General features: G+C 69.4%; 15 protein-coding genes. 9 read left to right on the forward strand and 6 right to left on the reverse strand.

Features of this window, described 5'->3' with window-relative positions; translation table 11 throughout:
• Position 1 precedes the first annotated feature (1 nt).
• The 7 genes from ACGFNV_RS30120 to ACGFNV_RS30150 all read left to right on the forward strand — a co-directional run bounded on the left by ACGFNV_RS30120 (position 2) and on the right by ACGFNV_RS30150 (position 6809).
• Positions 2 to 415, forward strand: coding sequence for a roadblock/LC7 domain-containing protein (locus ACGFNV_RS30120; RefSeq protein WP_003993189.1), 414 nt, complete (start codon positions 2 to 4; stop codon positions 413 to 415).
• Positions 416 to 526: 111 nt separating this feature from the next.
• Positions 527 to 925 (forward strand): DUF742 domain-containing protein, encoded by a 399-nt coding sequence (locus tag ACGFNV_RS30125; RefSeq protein WP_019058642.1) that lies wholly within the window; start codon positions 527 to 529, stop codon positions 923 to 925.
• Entirely contained in the window at positions 906 to 1481 is a 576-nt protein-coding gene (locus ACGFNV_RS30130; RefSeq protein WP_133930189.1) for an ATP/GTP-binding protein, read from the forward strand. The genes ACGFNV_RS30125 and ACGFNV_RS30130 overlap by 20 nt, the downstream gene beginning before the upstream one ends.
• A gap of 390 nt (positions 1482 to 1871) precedes the next feature.
• A complete protein-coding gene (locus tag ACGFNV_RS30135; RefSeq protein WP_393626590.1) occupies positions 1872 to 5147 on the forward strand; it encodes a nitrate- and nitrite sensing domain-containing protein in 3276 nt (1091 codons plus the stop codon).
• Between the two features lie 10 nt (positions 5148 to 5157).
• Positions 5158 to 5571 carry a roadblock/LC7 domain-containing protein gene (locus ACGFNV_RS30140; RefSeq protein WP_037625176.1) on the forward strand — a complete coding sequence of 138 codons (414 nt, stop codon included), beginning with the start codon at positions 5158 to 5160 and terminating at the stop codon, positions 5569 to 5571.
• 97 nt (positions 5572 to 5668) lie between these two features.
• A complete protein-coding gene (locus ACGFNV_RS30145) occupies positions 5669 to 6247 on the forward strand; it encodes a DUF742 domain-containing protein (protein ID WP_393626592.1) in 579 nt (192 codons plus the stop codon).
• Entirely contained in the window at positions 6228 to 6809 is a 582-nt protein-coding gene (locus ACGFNV_RS30150; protein WP_026248371.1) for an ATP/GTP-binding protein, read from the forward strand. Before ACGFNV_RS30145 ends, ACGFNV_RS30150 begins: the two co-directional genes overlap by 20 nt.
• Positions 6810 to 6961: 152 nt before the next feature.
• Here ACGFNV_RS30150 and ACGFNV_RS30155 read toward each other — a convergent pair whose 3' ends face one another.
• Positions 6962 to 7156, reverse strand: a complete 195-nt coding sequence (locus ACGFNV_RS30155; RefSeq protein WP_133930187.1) for an acyl-CoA carboxylase subunit epsilon — start codon at positions 7154 to 7156, stop codon at positions 6962 to 6964.
• Positions 7157 to 7213: 57 nt separating this feature from the next.
• A complete protein-coding gene (locus ACGFNV_RS30160) occupies positions 7214 to 8821 on the reverse strand; it encodes an acyl-CoA carboxylase subunit beta (RefSeq protein WP_393626595.1) in 1608 nt (535 codons plus the stop codon).
• Positions 8822 to 9263: 442 nt separating this feature from the next.
• On the opposite strand from ACGFNV_RS30160, the gene ACGFNV_RS30165 reads away from it, so the two are divergent.
• The gene (locus ACGFNV_RS30165) at positions 9264 to 9878 is read left to right on the forward strand and encodes a YceI family protein (protein ID WP_393626596.1); all 615 of its coding nucleotides are present in this window, start codon (positions 9264 to 9266) and stop codon (positions 9876 to 9878) included.
• A gap of 263 nt (positions 9879 to 10141) precedes the next feature.
• Positions 10142 to 10927, forward strand: a complete 786-nt coding sequence (locus ACGFNV_RS30170; protein WP_393626598.1) for a S1 family peptidase — start codon at positions 10142 to 10144, stop codon at positions 10925 to 10927.
• An 80-nt stretch (positions 10928 to 11007) separates the two neighbouring features.
• Here ACGFNV_RS30170 and ACGFNV_RS30175 read toward each other — a convergent pair whose 3' ends face one another.
• From ACGFNV_RS30175 to ACGFNV_RS30190, 4 genes are all read right to left on the reverse strand, one after another.
• On the reverse strand, positions 11008 to 12360 hold the full coding sequence (locus ACGFNV_RS30175; RefSeq protein WP_393626600.1) for a hypothetical protein: 1353 nt from the start codon (positions 12358 to 12360) through the stop codon (positions 11008 to 11010).
• Between the two features lie 57 nt (positions 12361 to 12417).
• Positions 12418 to 14022: a citramalate synthase gene (gene cimA, locus ACGFNV_RS30180; protein ID WP_393626602.1), complete on the reverse strand. Its 1605-nt coding sequence runs from the start codon at positions 14020 to 14022 to the stop codon at positions 12418 to 12420.
• 280 nt (positions 14023 to 14302) lie between these two features.
• Positions 14303 to 14788 (reverse strand): hypothetical protein, encoded by a 486-nt coding sequence (locus tag ACGFNV_RS30185; RefSeq protein WP_393626604.1) that lies wholly within the window; start codon positions 14786 to 14788, stop codon positions 14303 to 14305.
• A gap of 103 nt (positions 14789 to 14891) precedes the next feature.
• Complete coding sequence (locus tag ACGFNV_RS30190) at positions 14892 to 15980, reverse strand: branched-chain amino acid aminotransferase (protein ID WP_393626606.1); 1089 nt, start codon at positions 15978 to 15980, stop codon at positions 14892 to 14894.
• Positions 15981 to 16164: the final 184 nt, after the last annotated feature.

Below are 16164 nucleotides of genomic sequence, written 5' to 3' on the forward strand. Positions count from 1 at the left end.
GATGAGCCAAGCGGCACAGAACCTCAACTGGTTGATCACCAACTTCGTGGACAACACCCCGGGTGTGTCCCACACCGTCGTCGTGTCCGCCGACGGTCTCCTTCTGGCGATGTCCGAAGGTTTCCCGCGCGACCGCGCGGACCAGCTCGCCGCGGTGGCGTCCGGGCTGACCTCCCTGACCGCCGGGGCTTCCCGGATCTTCGAGGGCGGCAGCGTGGCGCAGACGGTCGTCGAGATGGAACGCGGGTTCCTCTTCCTGATGTCCGTCTCGGACGGTTCGTCGCTGGCCGTCCTCGCCCACCCCGAGTGCGACATCGGCCTCGTCGGCTACGAGATGGCGCTCCTGGTCGACCGCGCGGGCGCCGTACTCACGCCCGACCTGCGCGCCGAGCTCCAGGGCAGTCTGCTCCACTGATCGGTTCTGGCACCACCCACCTCACCAAAACACCGTCCGGCCGCCACAATCCCCCCACCGGCCTCGTCAGACGGCTTGACTGACCCACTTGCTGTCCCGCCCGGAGGATTCATGACCCCGCCCACCGCCTCTCATGATCCGTACGCGGAGCCGTACGGGGACGAGGGCGACCAGCCGCTGGTACGTCCGTACGCGATGACCGGCGGGCGGACCCGGCCGCGCTACCAGCTCGCCATCGAGGCGCTGATCAGCACCACGGCCGACCCGGCAGCGCTCATGGGGCTGCTTCCCGAGCACCAGCGGATCTGCCACCTGTGCCGTGAGGTGAAGTCGGTCGCCGAGGTCTCGGCGCTGCTCGCCATGCCGCTCGGTGTGGCACGGATCCTGGTCGCCGACCTCGCCGAGGCCGGCCTGGTCGCCATCCACCAGCCGGGTGGCGACGAGAACAACGGCGGTGCACCGGACGTGACACTGCTCGAAAGGGTGCTCAGTGGACTTCGCAAGCTCTGACGCGGGCCGGGCGACCACCTCCGCGAAGATCGTGGTGGCGGGCGGCTTCGGCGTGGGCAAGACCACGTTCGTCGGCGCCGTCTCCGAGATCAACCCGCTGCGCACGGAGGCCGTCATGACGTCCGCGAGCGCGGGCATCGACGACCTCACCCACACCGGAGACAAGACCACCACCACGGTCGCCATGGACTTCGGCCGCATCACGCTCGACCAGGACCTGATCCTGTACCTCTTCGGTACGCCGGGCCAGGATCGCTTCTGGTTCATGTGGGACGACCTGGTCCGCGGCGCCATCGGCGCGGTGGTCCTGGTGGACACCCGCCGTCTCGCCGACTGCTTCCCGGCCGTCGACTACTTCGAGAACAGCGGCCTGCCGTTCGTCGTCGCCCTCAACGGCTTCGACGGGCAGCAGCCCTACGCGCCGGAGGAGGTGCGCGAGGCCCTCCAGATCGGGCCCGACACCCCGATCATCACGACGGACGCCCGCCACCGCGCGGACGCCAAGAGTGCGCTGATCACGCTGGTGGAACACGCCCTCATGGCGCGACTGAGATAGCTTTCAAGTGATCAGACCGGTACGGCAGTTGTCGTAGACGTTCCGGAGTCGGCTGTGGCCTTTGACACGGTCGGCTCCGGTGTTCATAACGTTTCGGCAGAGGAATCGGGTGGTATCGACACGCGTCGCGTTCAACCGGTCTCACTGCGTCCACATAGGCCCCGTCATTTGACGGGGCTCGCTCTTTTTGACCGTTTTATCTGGGGCTTACATCACTCGGAACCATCTCTTTCCCATGTTTGGAAGAGCGCATGCCGTCGTGCTGGAATGCCTGAACTGCCCAATAGTCAAAGACGTACTTGTACTAGGTACTGGTTGGTCGATGGCGGACCGGGCTCTGAGACACTGCGGCACGACGAAGGTGCCGACCGCCGAGAGGTTGTTGGTCGAGTGAGGCGAAGCAAGAACAGTCCCGAGCCGGCGGCGCGGGGCAACTTCACCCCGCCGCCGCGCGGAGCGGCGCCCGCCCCTGTGCCCGGTCCGGAGCCGACGGCCGCACCTCCCAAGAGCGGTGGCCGTCTCTCCCCGCGCAACTGGCGGGTGCCCACCCGGCTGAACGCGATCCTGCTCATACCCGTGCTGGTCGGCCTGGTCATGGGCGGCTTCCAGGTGAAGAACTCGATCGACACCTGGCAGGAGGCCCGCGACGCCGAGAAGGTCGCGAAGATCGTGGCCGCCGCCGGTGACTACGCCGAGGCCCTCCTCAACGAGCGGGACATCTCCGCCCAGCCCCTCCTCAGCGGCGACCGCAACAGCCAGGTCGTCAAGGACGCCCGCGCCCTCACCGACGAGAAGGCCGCCGCCTTCCACAAGGAAGTCGTCGGCATGCCGGCCGGGCAGGGCCTGGAGCGCCGGCTGAACCTGGTGGAGAAGGCCGAGCCCGCCCTGGAGCGGATCCGCCAGGCCGCCTACACCGAGTCCCAGGACCCGACGCAGACCGAAGAGGGCTACGTCGCGGTCGAGCACCTGCTCATGGAGTTCTCCAACGAGCTCGGCCTCGGCACCGGCAACATCACCGCCTACGGCCGCACGGTGTACGCGGTCGCCCTCGCCAAGGGCGCCGAGTCGCTGCAGCGCTCCATCGGCATGCACCTCCTCGTCCGCCCCAGCACCGACCAGAAGATCTACCGGCAGCAGGTCACCGCCTTCACCTCGTACGCCTACCTGGAGAACGTCGCCGTCCAGGAGTACGTCTCCGGTGGCACCACGCAGGACGCCGCCCGGCTCACCGAGGTCATGAAGCAGAAGACCGAGGAGGCCAAGAAGCAGTTCGCGTCGGCCCAGGCCAAGGAGGAGGCCGCGGGCAAGACGGTCGTGACGCCGCCCGACCTGAACGGCATGATCACCGCGATCGGCAGTGGCCAGAAGCCCTCCCAGCTGGAACAGCAGGGCATCACCCCCTCCACCTGGATGGCGGCCTCGACCGCGAAGTTCGAGGGCTACAGCCAGGTCGAGACCGAGCTCATCAACCGGGCCGTGACCGACGCCGGCCAGATCGCCTCCGACGCCCAGCGCGACGCCTACATCAACGGCGCCATCGTCGTCGTCGCCCTGCTCGCCGCGTTCATCATCGCCGGTCTCATGGCCCGCCAGATGAGCCGCGCGATGCGCCAGCTGCGCAACGCCGCCTTCGGCATCGCCGAGCAGCGCCTGCCGATGCTGGTCGACCAGCTCTCCCGCACCGACCCCGGGCGCGTCGACACCCGCGTCCAGGCCATCCCGATCACCACCACGGACGAGATCGGCGAGGTCGCCCGCGCCTTCGACCAGGTCCACCGTGAGGCCGTCCGGCTCGCCTCCGAGCAGGCGCTGCTGCGGGGCAACATCAACGCGATCTTCACCAACCTCTCGCGCCGCAACCAGTCGCTGATCGAGGGCCAGCTGACCCTGATCACCGACCTGGAGAACAACGAGGCCGACCCGGACCAGCTGGAGAACCTCTTCAAGCTGGACCACCTCGCGACCCGTATGCGCCGCAACGGCGAGAACCTCCTCGTCCTCGCCGGCGAGGAGCCCGGCCGCCGTTGGGACCAGCCGGTCCCGCTGGTCGACGTGCTGCGCGCCGCCTCCTCCGAGGTGGAGCAGTACGAGCGCATCGAGCTCTCCGGCGTCCCGGAGGCCGAGATCCACGGCCGCGCCGTGACCGACCTCGTGCACCTGCTCGCCGAGCTCCTGGAGAACGCCACCACGTTCTCCTCCCCGCAGACCAAGGTCCGCGTGACCGCGACCCGTCTCCCCGACGGCCGCATCATGATCGAGATCCACGACAAGGGCATCGGCCTCACGGCCGAGGACTTCGCGGACATCAACCACAAGCTGGCCAACCCGCCGACCGTGGACGCCGCGATCTCCCAGCGCATGGGCCTCTTCGTGGTCGGCCGGCTGTCCGACCGGCACGGTATCCGGGTCCAGCTGCGCCCCTCGGGCGAGCAGGCCGGAACCACCTCGCTGGTCATGCTGCCGGACGCGATCACGCACGGCGGTGGCGGCGAGACCGCGCTGGGCTCCGACGAGTTCACCGTCTCGCAGATCATCCCGGAGCAGCAGCAGTCCTTCCAGGGCGAGAGCTTCAACCAGCTGCCGCCCATGCGCACGGCAGCGGAGCTCGGCTTCGACGACAGCCGCTACGCCGAGGTCCCGGACGACATCCGGGAGCTGGACCCCGTGGGCCGCTCCCTGATGCGCGAGGAGCGCCGCGCGGCCCTGGAGGCCCAGACACAGGGCCAGCAGCCCGGCCAGCAGTCTCCCGAGACACCCGGATACCCCGACCAGTTCGAGGCTCAGCAGCCCGCCTACGACAACGGCCACGGCGGCTACCCGGAGCAGACGACCGCGTACGGCCAGCAGACGGCGTACGACGAGCAGCAGCAGGCGGCGTACGAGGAGCAGCAGCGCCCGTCGTACGACGAGCAGTACTTCGCGCCGAACGGCGGTCTGCCGCAGCGCAACGACACCTTCGCGCCCAACGGTGGCGAGTCCTTCTCGTCGAACGGCGGCTACCCTGAGCCCTCCTATGCGGAGCCGGCCCAGGAGGAGCCCGCGTCGGCCCGCGCCTCCGCGCCGGAGGGCTACCAGGCCTACGAGGAGCAGCCCTACCAGGACGACTGGCCCCAGCAGCCGCAGCAGAACGGTTTCCAGAACGGCTACCCGGACCAGTACGCTCCGGAAGCGGAATCCACGCAGGCCGCTGACGCGGGTGAGCAGGAACGCGTAGGCTTCGACCGTCCGGAACCGGCCCCCTCCGCCGGTCACCAGCTGACCGACTCCGGGCTTCCTCGCCGCGGCTCCTTCGCGGGCGGTTCGAACACGAACGGTTCGAACGGCACGCAGCCCACGCGACAGGAGGCCTCGGCCCCCACGTCGGAGAGCAACGGCGACTGGCGTTCGGCGAACGACGCTCGCTGGCAGCAGGCCTCGCAGCTCCGGAAGCCCAAGGCAGGCGGGGTCACCTCGTCCGGTCTGCCGCGGCGGGTGCCCAAGGCCAACCTGGTCGAGGGAGCCGCCGAGACCACCCCCCAGGGAGGTCCCCAGATCTCCCGCGCCCCGGAGGACGTCCGGGGCAGGCTGAGCAACCTGCGTCGGGGCGTCCAGCGCGGACGCAGCGCAGGCAGTGAAACGAACGGCCAGGGCTTCGGTCCTGACAGCACCTACAACCAGGAGCGTTAGTGTGAGCCCGATGAGCCAGGCGGCACAGAACCTGAACTGGTTGATCACCAACTTCGTGGACAACACCCCGGGGGTGTCCCACACGGTGGTGGTCTCCGCCGACGGCCTCCTTCTGGCGATGTCCGAAGGTTTCCCCCGCGACCGCGCCGACCAGCTCGCGGCCGTCGCCTCCGGTCTGACGTCACTGACGGCAGGCGCCTCCCGGATCTTCGAGGGCGGCCACGTGAATCAGACAGTTGTGGAGATGGAGCGGGGATTCCTCTTCCTCATGTCCATCTCCGACGGTTCCTCCCTCGCGGTGCTGGCCCACCCCGAAGCGGACATCGGTCTCATTGGGTACGAGATGGCCCTTCTGGTGGACCGCGCCGGCACGGTCCTGACGCCCGACCTTCGTGCGGAGCTCCAGGGGAGCCTGCTCAACTAACAATCGGACGGTGCGTTTTGGCGTCCCGTGGCCGTAAAGTTTCGGGACGCGGCTTCCACAGCGATGGGTGCCCGGCACAGTCGGAGGAGGAGAGAAAGTGGCAACACCCCCAGGCGGTTCGTCTTCGGGCAACTGGTCGTACGGCCCTGGCCAGGGCGACGGCTCGGCGAACCGGTACAACTTCCCCTCCGCACCCAGCCACGGGCGGCAGCCGTACGCGCCCCAGGGTCCCCAGGGCCCCGGGCCGTCGCCGTACGACCAGCCGCCGGCGCCGCGTATCCAGCCCGTGCAGCCGCACCGCCGAGGCCCCGAGCCCGCGCCCGCCGGGGCGTCGAACAACCCTCTGGTGCGCCCGTACGCCATGACGGGCGGCCGCACCAGGCCGCGGTACCAGCTCGCCATCGAGGCGCTGGTGCACACCACCGCGCAGCCGCACCAGATGCAGGGCCAACTGCCCGAGCATCAGCGGATCTGCAACCTGTGCCGCGAGATCAAGTCGGTGGCCGAGATCTCGGCACTCCTGACGATCCCTCTCGGCGTGGCCAGGATCCTCGTCGCCGACTTGGCGGAGGCGGGCCTGGTCGCCATCCATCAGCCCGGCGGCGACGAGAACGCCGGCGGCCAGCCAGACGTGACACTGCTCGAAAGGGTGCTCAGTGGACTTCGCAAGCTCTAGCGGCGGTCCTTCCCGCTCCACCACCTCAGCGAAGATCGTGGTGGCGGGTGGCTTCGGCGTGGGCAAGACCACGTTCGTCGGGGCCGTCTCGGAGATCAACCCGCTGCGTACCGAGGCCGTCATGACGTCCGCGAGCGCGGGCATCGACGACCTCACCCACACCGGAGACAAGACCACCACCACGGTGGCCATGGACTTCGGCCGCATCACGCTGGACCAGGACCTGATCCTGTACCTCTTCGGTACGCCGGGTCAGGACCGCTTCTGGTTCATGTGGGACGACCTGGTGCGCGGCGCCATCGGCGCGATCGTCCTCGTGGACACCCGCCGCCTTGCCGACTGCTTCCCGGCCGTCGACTACTTCGAGAACAGCGGCCTTCCCTTCGTGATCGCCCTCAACGGCTTCGACGGCAACCAGCCGTACAACCCTGACGAGGTCCGCGAAGCGCTCCAGATCGGCCCGGACACGCCGATCATCACGACGGACGCGCGCCACCGCGCGGACGCGAAGTCGGCGCTGATCACTCTCGTGGAGCACGCGCTGATGGCGCGGCTCCGGTAGGAGTATTCCCTCCCCGCCGCCGCGGCGAGAAACCACGACGGCGGGGACCGGCGGTGCCGAACCGACCGGAGCCTGTCGCACACACGAAGAAGGGGCCCCTCCTCGACGGAGGGGCCCCTTCTCGGCGTAGAGGCGGCTGAAGCGGCGCAGCCCTAGCGCCAGCTGTGCGGCGCCCGGAAGCCCGGCTCGCGCTCAAGGCGGCGCCAGCCGGCCTTCGCGCGGCCGCGGTGCGTCGGGGTGGGCTCGGAGGTGCGGGCCGCGGCACGGGCCAGGAGGATCGCCGTGATGGCGGCGACTTCCTCGGGCTCGGCGTGGCCCTTCTCGACGCGGATGTCAGGGGTTTCCATGGCTGTCAGTCTCCGTGAGAGAGGTTTCCGCGGAAGTACCGGGAAAGGTCCGCCGGGTTACTGCGGGGGGTTGCCGTGCTTGCGGGAGGGCAGGTCGGCGTGCTTGGTGTGCAGCATCGCCAGGGACTTGATGAGCACCTCACGGGTCTCCGCCGGGTCGATGACGTCGTCGACGAGGCCGCGCTCGGCCGCGTAGTACGGGTGCATCAGTTCGGCCTTGTACTCCTTGACCATCTTCTGACGCATGGCCTCGGAGTCCTCGGCGTCGGCGATCTGGCGGCGGAAGATGACGTTGGCGGCACCCTCCGCGCCCATCACGGCGATCTCGTTGGTCGGCCAGGCGTAGGTGAGGTCCGCGCCGATGGACTGGCTGTCCATGACGATGTAGGCGCCTCCGTAGGCCTTGCGCAGGATCAGCGAGATCCGCGGCACGGTGGCGTTGCAGTAGGCGTACAGCAGCTTGGCGCCGTGCCGGATGATGCCGCCGTGCTCCTGGTCGACACCGGGGAGGAACCCGGGGACGTCCAGGAAGGTGACGATCGGGATGTTGAAGGCGTCGCACATCTGGACGAAGCGTGCCGCCTTCTCCGACGCCTCGATGTCCAGTACGCCCGCCAGCACCTGGGGCTGGTTGGCGATGATGCCGACGACCTGGCCGTCGAGGCGGGCCAGCGCGCAGATGATGTTGCGCGCCCAGCGCTCGTGGACCTCCAGGTACTCGCCGTCGTCGACGATCTCCTCGATCACCTTGACCATGTCGTACGGCCGGTTGCCGTCCGCCGGGACCAGGTCGAGCAGCACGTCACCGCGGCGGTCGGCCGGGTCGGAGGACTCCACGCGCGGCGGGTTCTCGCGGTTGTTCTGCGGGAGGAGCGAGAGGAGGTAGCGCACCTCGGCGATGCACGTCTCCTCGTCGTCGTAGGCGAAGTGACAGACGCCGGAGGTCTCGGCGTGCACGTCGGCGCCGCCGAGGCCGTTCTGGGTGATCTCCTCGCCGGTGACCGCCTTGACGACGTCCGGGCCGGTGATGAACATCTGCGAGGTCTCGCGGACCATGAACACGAAGTCGGTCAGGGCGGGGCTGTAGGCCGCGCCGCCCGCACACGGGCCGAGCATCACCGAGATCTGCGGGATGACACCGGACGCCTTGGTGTTGCGCTGGAAGATGCCGCCGTACCCGGCGAGCGCGGAGACGCCCTCCTGGATGCGGGCGCCGGCACCGTCGTTCAGGGACACCAGCGGGGCACCGGCCGCGATGGCCATGTCCATGATCTTGTGGATCTTGGTGGCGTGGGCCTCGCCCAGCGCACCGCCGAAGATGCGGAAGTCATGGGCGTAGACGAAGACCGTACGGCCCTCCACCGTGCCCCAGCCGGTGATGACACCGTCGGTGTACGGCTTCTTGGCCTCCAGACCGAACCCGGTCGCCCGGTGCCGGCGCAGCTGTTCGACCTCCTGGAAGGATCCGGCGTCGAGCAGCAGCTCGATCCGCTCCCGGGCGGTCAGCTTGCCCTTGGCGTGCTGCGCCTGGGTCGCCTTCTCGCTCGGCCCGGCCAGCGCCTGCTCACGAATCCCGTGCAGCTCGGCGACACGGCCGCGAGCGTCCGTCGGCTCCTGTGTCGGCCCGTCGGTCGACTCACCCGTCGTCTCTTCCAAAACGGTCATGTAGCGACCATACGAAGACAAGCAAGGAAAGCGGGCCGTCGACTCCTCACAGTCTCCGGCGCGTTTTCCTGGTACCACTGAACAGAACCACACCACCATGCAGCCCTTCTGACTGCTCGGAGGGCCCGCCCGTTGTAGGAGTCACACAAAGTCAGGGGCTGAGAGGCAGCTCACAGACACATGGGACGCATACCGCCCCCGGAGTGACACGGAGTCCCGTACGGCGGCTCGTCGAGAGTACGCCGACCCCCGCGTCCGCCCGCACCACCCCCACCAAGGGGGCCTGCACCGCATCACGGTGAGCGACGTAAATGAACAGAGTGTAGTTTCCTCAATACGCTGCGGATGATGTTGAATCTTGAACAGAATGGGGCTATGGTCGTCACTGTTGAATCTGATTGAAGATTCAACAACACCTGAACTCATCCCCCAGGAGCACGTCATGGGCATCTTCGGCCGCAAGAACACCACCGACACGACCGCCGCCGAGACCACCGCCGCGGCCGTGAACCCCGACCTGGCCGCGCTGACCGGCGACTACACGATCGACGCCGCCCACTCCACGCTCGGCTTCGTGGCACGCCACGCGATGGTCACCAACGTCAAGGGCAAGTTCCTCGACTTCAGCGGTTCGCTGCATCTGGACGGCACTGACCCGTCCGCGTCCACCGCCTCCATCGACGCCACGATGGAGAGCATCGACACGGGCTCCGCCGACCGCGACGGTCACCTCAAGAGCTCGGACTTCTTCAACACGGAGGAGTTCCCGACGATGACCTTCCGCTCGACCTCGGCGCAGGCGCTCGGCGGCGACGACTACCGCATCACCGGCGACCTCACCATCCTGGGCGTCACCAAGCCCCTCACCATCGACCTCGAGTTCAACGGCTCCGCGAAGGACCCCTTCGGCAACGAGCGCGTCGGCTTCGAGGGCAAGGCGGAGATCCTGCGTTCCGAGTGGGGCCTGACCTGGAACGCCGCGCTGGAGACGGGCGGTGTCCTGGTCTCCGACAAGATCAAGCTGAACTTCGACATCTCGGCGATCCGCAACGCGTGAGGCCCCGTCCTCCACGGCGGTCTCCTGATCGCCCTCCCCTGAGCGCGCCCGCCCTCCACTCCCCCGCCTTGGGGAGGGCGGGCGCTCGGCGTGTGGCCGGATCCCGCCCCTTGTGCGGGGGCTCGGGGCGTTCTCATAATCCAGCAGCGGAATTTGACCAGACCATGTCACTGCACGATCAAATCTTTACGGTCGCAGCTTGACATGAACAGGTCATTACGAGGTCACCACCTTCATGTCTGCCCCCCACGGAAGGCATCACGTTGAAGAAACTCCTCACGGCCCTCAAGAGATGCGCCGCCATCGGCGCCGCCGCCCTCGCGATCGCCAGCCTTCAGCCCGTTTCCGCCGCGCAGGCGGCCCCCTCGCCCGTGGTCGGCGGAACCCGCGCCGCGCAGGGCGAGTTCCCGTTCATGGTCCGGCTCTCCATGGGCTGTGGCGGGGCGCTCTACACCCAGCAGATCGTGCTGACGGCCGCGCACTGTGTGGACGGCTCCGGCGCCAACACCAGCATCACGGCGACCGCCGGGGTCGTGGACCTCCAGTCCAGCAGCGGCCGTGTCCAGGTCCGCTCCACCAAGGTCCTGCAGGCACCCGGTTACAACGGCACCGGCAAGGACTGGGCGCTCATCAAGCTCGCCCAGCCGATCAACCTGCCGACGCTGAAGATCGCCACCACCACGCAGTACAACACCGGTGACTTCACCGTCGCCGGGTGGGGAGCGGCCCGCGAGGGCGGTGCCCAGCAGCGCTACATGCTCAAGGCCACGGTGCCGTTCATCAGTGACGCCACCTGCAAGGCGTACGGCGGCCTCTACAACGGCCTCGTCGCCAGCCAGGAGATCTGCGCCGGCTTCGCCGCGGGCGGCGTCGACACCTGTCAGGGCGACTCCGGCGGCCCGATGTTCCGCAAGGACAGCGCCGGTGCCTGGATCCAGGTCGGCATAGTCAGCTGGGGCGACGGCTGCGCCCGGCCCAACGCCCCCGGCGTCTACACCGAGGTCTCCACGTTCGCCTCGGCCATCGCCTCGGCGGCGTCCACCCTCTGACGCGCCCGCCGCACCGGCTCATCCGTACGACGTCCACGGGCCCGGCGCTCCCCGCGCCGGGCCCGTGCCTCGCGCAGAGATCAGAACCCTCCCCCGAAGTCCCCGCCGCCCCCTCCGAAGTCCCCTCCCCCGCCGAACCCGCCGAAGTCGCCCGCGTCGAAGTCCGCGCCGGAGACGTCGCCGCCCTCGTAGCCGCCGCCCCCGAAGTCGCCGTAACCGGAGCCGTAGTCGGTGGCGTAGGACGGGGTCGCCATCATGCTGCCGAGCAGGGTGCCGACGAGCAGGCCGGGCAGGAGGCCGCCGCCGAAGTAGCCGCCGGCCCAGGGGCCGTAGGCCGGGCCGGCGTCCCAGTACGGGCGGCGGCCGTAGTCGGTGTCCACCTCGCGGATGACGGGGTCGCGGCCGTCGGCCAGGCGGGTGCGGTCGGCCGCGCAGACCGGGACCTCCCGGGAGGCGCCGCCGGGCGGCGTCCAGGTGGCGTCGGCCACCGACGGGCCGTGGCGGGGGTCGAAGAAGCAGGGCGGACGGCGTTCCGGCATAGGGCGGTGCTCACGGCGGGCGGCCAGCTGCGTGAGCGAGAAACGGCCGTCCTCCACGGCCTCGGTGACCGCGCGGACATCCTCCGGTCTGCGGGCCTGCGCCATGTACGTCTTCGCCTTGTCGTAGGCGTCCAGCGCACGTTCGTAGTCCGCGCGCATCGCGTCGTCGGCGCCCGCCTCGGCCGGATGGAAGTCCAGGCGGTCCAGTTCCTCGCCGAAGGCCGTGATGTCCTCGTCCACGACCACGCGCAGTCGCTCCAGGGCGGCCCGCTGTTCGTTCTCGTGGCGGCGGCGGTTGCGGCGTACGAGGGTGTACGCACCCGCGCTGCCGGCGACCAGGACCGCGCCCGCGGTGATCAGGCCGGCGGCCGACACCCCGCCGTCACCGCCGGTGGAGCCCCAGCTGTTCGGGGCCGAGCCGCCCATGTTGACCAGGGCGCGGTCGGTGAAGTCGTCCAGCTGGATCCTGGCGTTCGGCTCGTCGCTGACGCTGGTGACGAGGTTGCGTACGGCCGCGTTGGACATGACGGCGGAGTCGGCGCGGGCACTGAACTCGTCGCCGAGGCGGATCGCGTACAGGCCGGTGACGCCGGTGGCCGCGCGCAGGTCCGTGAAGAGGTCCTGCTTCGGGTAGCCCTCGGGCAGCACCGCGATGAACAGCGGTTTGTCCGCGTCCTTGATCTGCTTCTCCAGGGCGTTCGCGTCCGCCCGCGACAGCTGGCCGGAGGCGGCGGGGTCGACGTAGACCGGGCTCTCACGGAGGGCCGCGGCGATCGTCGACACACTGGTGACGGCACCGGCACGCGGGGCGCCCGCCGACAGCAGGGTCAGGGCGGCGAGCGCCAGCGCGATCAGCAGTCCGGCGAGGCCTCGGGTCGGTGTCACGACCTTCATACTGTGAAGCTACCCAAAGTGTCTCAATGCCAGACATACGCGACGATTCTTCGTCGGTCACTCCGCCGGCGTCACACCCGCCCGCAGCAGCCCGTACGTGTACGCGTCCTCCAGGGCCTGCCACGACGCCGCGATGACGTTCTCGGCGACGCCCACCGTGGACCACTCGCCCGAGCCGTCGGTGGTGGAGATCAGGACGCGGGTCGTGGACTGGGTGCCGTGGACGCCCTCCAGGATGCGGACCTTGTAGTCGACCAGGTCGAGCTTGGCCAGCTGCGGGTAGATCTTCTCCAGGCCGACGCGCAGGGCGCGGTCGAGGGCGTTGACCGGGCCGTTGCCCTCCGCGGTGGCGACGATGCGCTCGCCCTTGGCCCAGAGCTTGACCGTGGCCTCGTTGGCGTGGGTGCCGTCGGGGCGGTCCTCGACGATGGCGCGCCAGGACTCGACGTCGAAGTACTTGAACGGCCCGCCGTCGACCTCCGTGCGCAGGAGCAGTTCGAAGCTCGCGTCGGCCGCCTCGTACGTGTAGCCCTTGAGCTCGCGTTCCTTGACCCGCTCGACGACCCGGCCGACCAGTTCGCGGTCGCCGCCGAGGTCGATGCCGAGTTCCTTGCCCTTGAGCTCGATGGAGGCGCGGCCGGCCATGTCGGAGACCAGCATCCGCATGGTGTTGCCGACGAGTTCGGGGTCGATGTGCTGGTACAGGTCGGGGTCGACCTTGATGGCGGAGGCGTGCAGGCCGGCCTTGTGGGCGAAGGCGGAGACGCCGACGTAGGGCTGGTGGGTGGAGGGGGTGAGGTTGACGACCTCGGCGATGGCGTGGGAGATGCGGGTCATCTCGCGCAGGCGGCCGTCGGGGAGGACCTTCTTGCCGTACTTGAGCTCCAGGGCGGCGACGACCGGGAAGAGGTTGGCGTTGCCGACGCGCTCGCCGTAGCCGTTGGCGGTGCACTGCACGTGGGTCGCGCCGGCGTCCACGGCGGCCAGGGTGTTGGCGACCGCGCAGCCCGTGTCGTCCTGGGCGTGGATGCCGAGGCGGGCGCCGGTGTCGGCCAGGACCGTGGAGACGACGGCCTGGATCTGCGCGGGGAGCATGCCGCCGTTGGTGTCGCAGAGGACGACGACGTCCGCGCCGGCCTCGGAGGCGGTGCGGACGACCGCCTTCGCGTACTCGGGGTTGGCGCGGTAGCCGTCGAAGAAGTGCTCGCAGTCGACGAAGACCCGGCGGCCCTGCTCGCGCAGGAACGAGACGGTGTCGCGGACCATCTCCAGGTTCTCGTCGAGCGTGGTGCGCAGGGCCAGTTCCACGTGCCGGTCGTGGGACTTGGCGACCAGGGTGATCACCGGGGCTCCGGAGTCCAGGAGCGCCTTGACCTGCGGGTCCTCCGACGCCTTGGCGCCGGCGCGGCGGGTGGAGCCGAACGCCACGAGCTGGGCGTGCCGGAACTCGATCTCCTGCTGGGCGCGGGCGAAGAACTCGGTGTCGCGGGGGTTGGCGCCGGGCCAGCCGCCCTCGATGAAGCCCACGCCGAAGTCGTCCAGGTGCCGTGCGATGGCCAGCTTGTCGGCGACGGTGAGGTTGATGCCCTCACGCTGGGCGCCGTCGCGGAGGGTGGTGTCGAAGACGTGGAACGAGTCGTCGAGCTCGCTGGATTCCGTCATGGTGTCAAGGCTCCTGTATGAAAACTCGGTCTACCGGAATGACCGGCTCCACCGTCCCCCCATGGTCCCTCGCGCTCTCTTCCCGGCTGAAGGTGGGCCAGGAAAACGAAAAACCTCTCGCGGGTGCGAGAGGTCTGCGCGCGGGTCGAGGACACGATGGCCGCCCGTACCTGGTCGTACGTGGCGGTCACTGCGGACCGGCGCGCCTGCTGCCAATAATCGTGGCGAACGAGAGCACGGAGGCAGTCTGGCACAGCCCTGCCGCCGTCTCACGTGTGTCTCAGGATGCGAGCAGTCTGCGCCGGGTCACGCAGCCGCTTCCACGCGGACGGGCGTCCGGGACGAGCCGCGTCTCGTAGCCGCCCGAGCAGTCGCCGGCCTGGATGGCGATCTCCGCCCCGCAGGAACAGACCCGGTTGATGCCGCGATGGGGGGAGGCACCGCAGCAGCCGCCCCAGCGCGAGGTGTCCGGGTGGAAGTCGAGGTCCACGACGTCGTCCGGATGGAGGACGTACGTGCCGCGCGGCCCGGCCGAGACGAGCAGACCCCGCTCGTCGGACATCCACATGCCGCCGGGCACGATGCCGTCGTAATCGTCCTCCGCGTCCTCCGAGACCGGCTCGAACGGCGCCCCGAAGGGCAGCGGATCGACGACGTACGTACCGGGACGCTCGGTGGGCCGTCCGGGCCGGGGAGGCCGTCCCAGCCGGGGTGCGGGGGCATCTCGTCGAGCTGCCGGACGGGTTGGGTCAGCCGGCGTCCGCAAGAGGCACAGCGCAATACGTTCACTCGTACGTTCTAGCTGGTCGCCCGTCCGGGCCGCTGCTGATTTCACGCCGGCGCACCAGCAGCGGCCCGTGTGGCGTCGTTCAGCCCAGCTCGTGCATCCAGCCGTGCTTGTCCTCGGCCGTTCCGCGCTGGATGTCCAGCAGGGCCCGGCGCAGTTCGAGGGTGACCTTGCCGGGCTCACCGCCCGACTGCTGCCACTCGGCGCCGGTACGCTTGACGGTGCCGACGGGGGTGATGACGGCGGCGGTGCCGCAGGCGAAGACCTCGGTCAGCGTGCCGTCGGCCGAGTCCTGCTGCCACTGGTCGACGGAGACGCGGCCCTCCTCGGCCTCGTAGCCGAGGTCGCGGGCGACGGCGAGGAGGCTGTCGCGGGTGACGCCCTCCAGGATGGAGCCGGTGAGGGACGGCGTGATGATCTTGTTTCCGTAGACGAAGTACAGGTTCATGCCGCCGAGTTCCTCGACCCACTTGCGCTCGACCGCGTCGAGGTAGCAGACCTGGGCGCAGCCCTGCGCGGCGGCCTCGGCCTGGGCGAGCAGGGAGGCGGCGTAGTTGCCGCCGGTCTTGGCGTCGCCCATGCCGCCGGGGACGGCGCGGACGTGGTCCTCGGAGACCCAGATGGAGACGGGCTGGACGCCGCCGGGGAAGTAGGCGCCGGCCGGGGAGGCGATGACGATGAAGAGGTACTCGTTGGCCGGCTTCACACCCAGGCCGACCTCGGTCGCGATCATGAAGGGGCGCAGGTAGAGGGACTCCTCGCCGCCGTGGGCGGGGACCCAGTCCTTGTCCTGGCTCACCAGGACGTCGCACGCCTCGATGAACGTCTCGACGGGCAGCTCGGGCATGGCCAGGCGCCGGGCGGAGGCCTGGAAGCGCTTGGCGTTCTTGTCGGGGCGGAAGGTGGCGACGGAGCCGTCGGGGCGACGGTAGGCCTTCAGGCCCTCGAAGATCTCCTGGGCGTAGTGCAGGACGTTGGTCGCCGGGTCGAGCGGGATCGGCGCGTACGGAACGAGCTGGCCGTCGTGCCAGCCGCGGCCCTCGGTCCACTTGATCGTCACCATGTGGTCGGTGAAGTGGCGGCCGAAGCCGGGGTCGGCCAGGATCGCCTCGCGCTCCGCGGCGGAGAGCGGGTGGGCGGACGGCTTGAGCTCGATCGTGGGCGTCGTCATGAGTGGTTGTCCTTCACCGGTTGTAGTGACGGGCCGCGCTCACGCCTGTACTGCCAGTCGTCAGTGCTAGGACGTCCGAGCACTTCCTCGCACCGCGGCTCCGCGTTCGATTATCTCGCGAGCCTGACGGCGGAAGAAAACAGGGTGAATTCGGGCCCGGGATGATGGTGGCACCCGGCGAGGC

The sequence above is a fragment of the Streptomyces sp. NPDC048751 genome, from assembly GCF_043198595.1.
GTDB lineage: Bacteria > Actinomycetota > Actinomycetes > Streptomycetales > Streptomycetaceae > Streptomyces.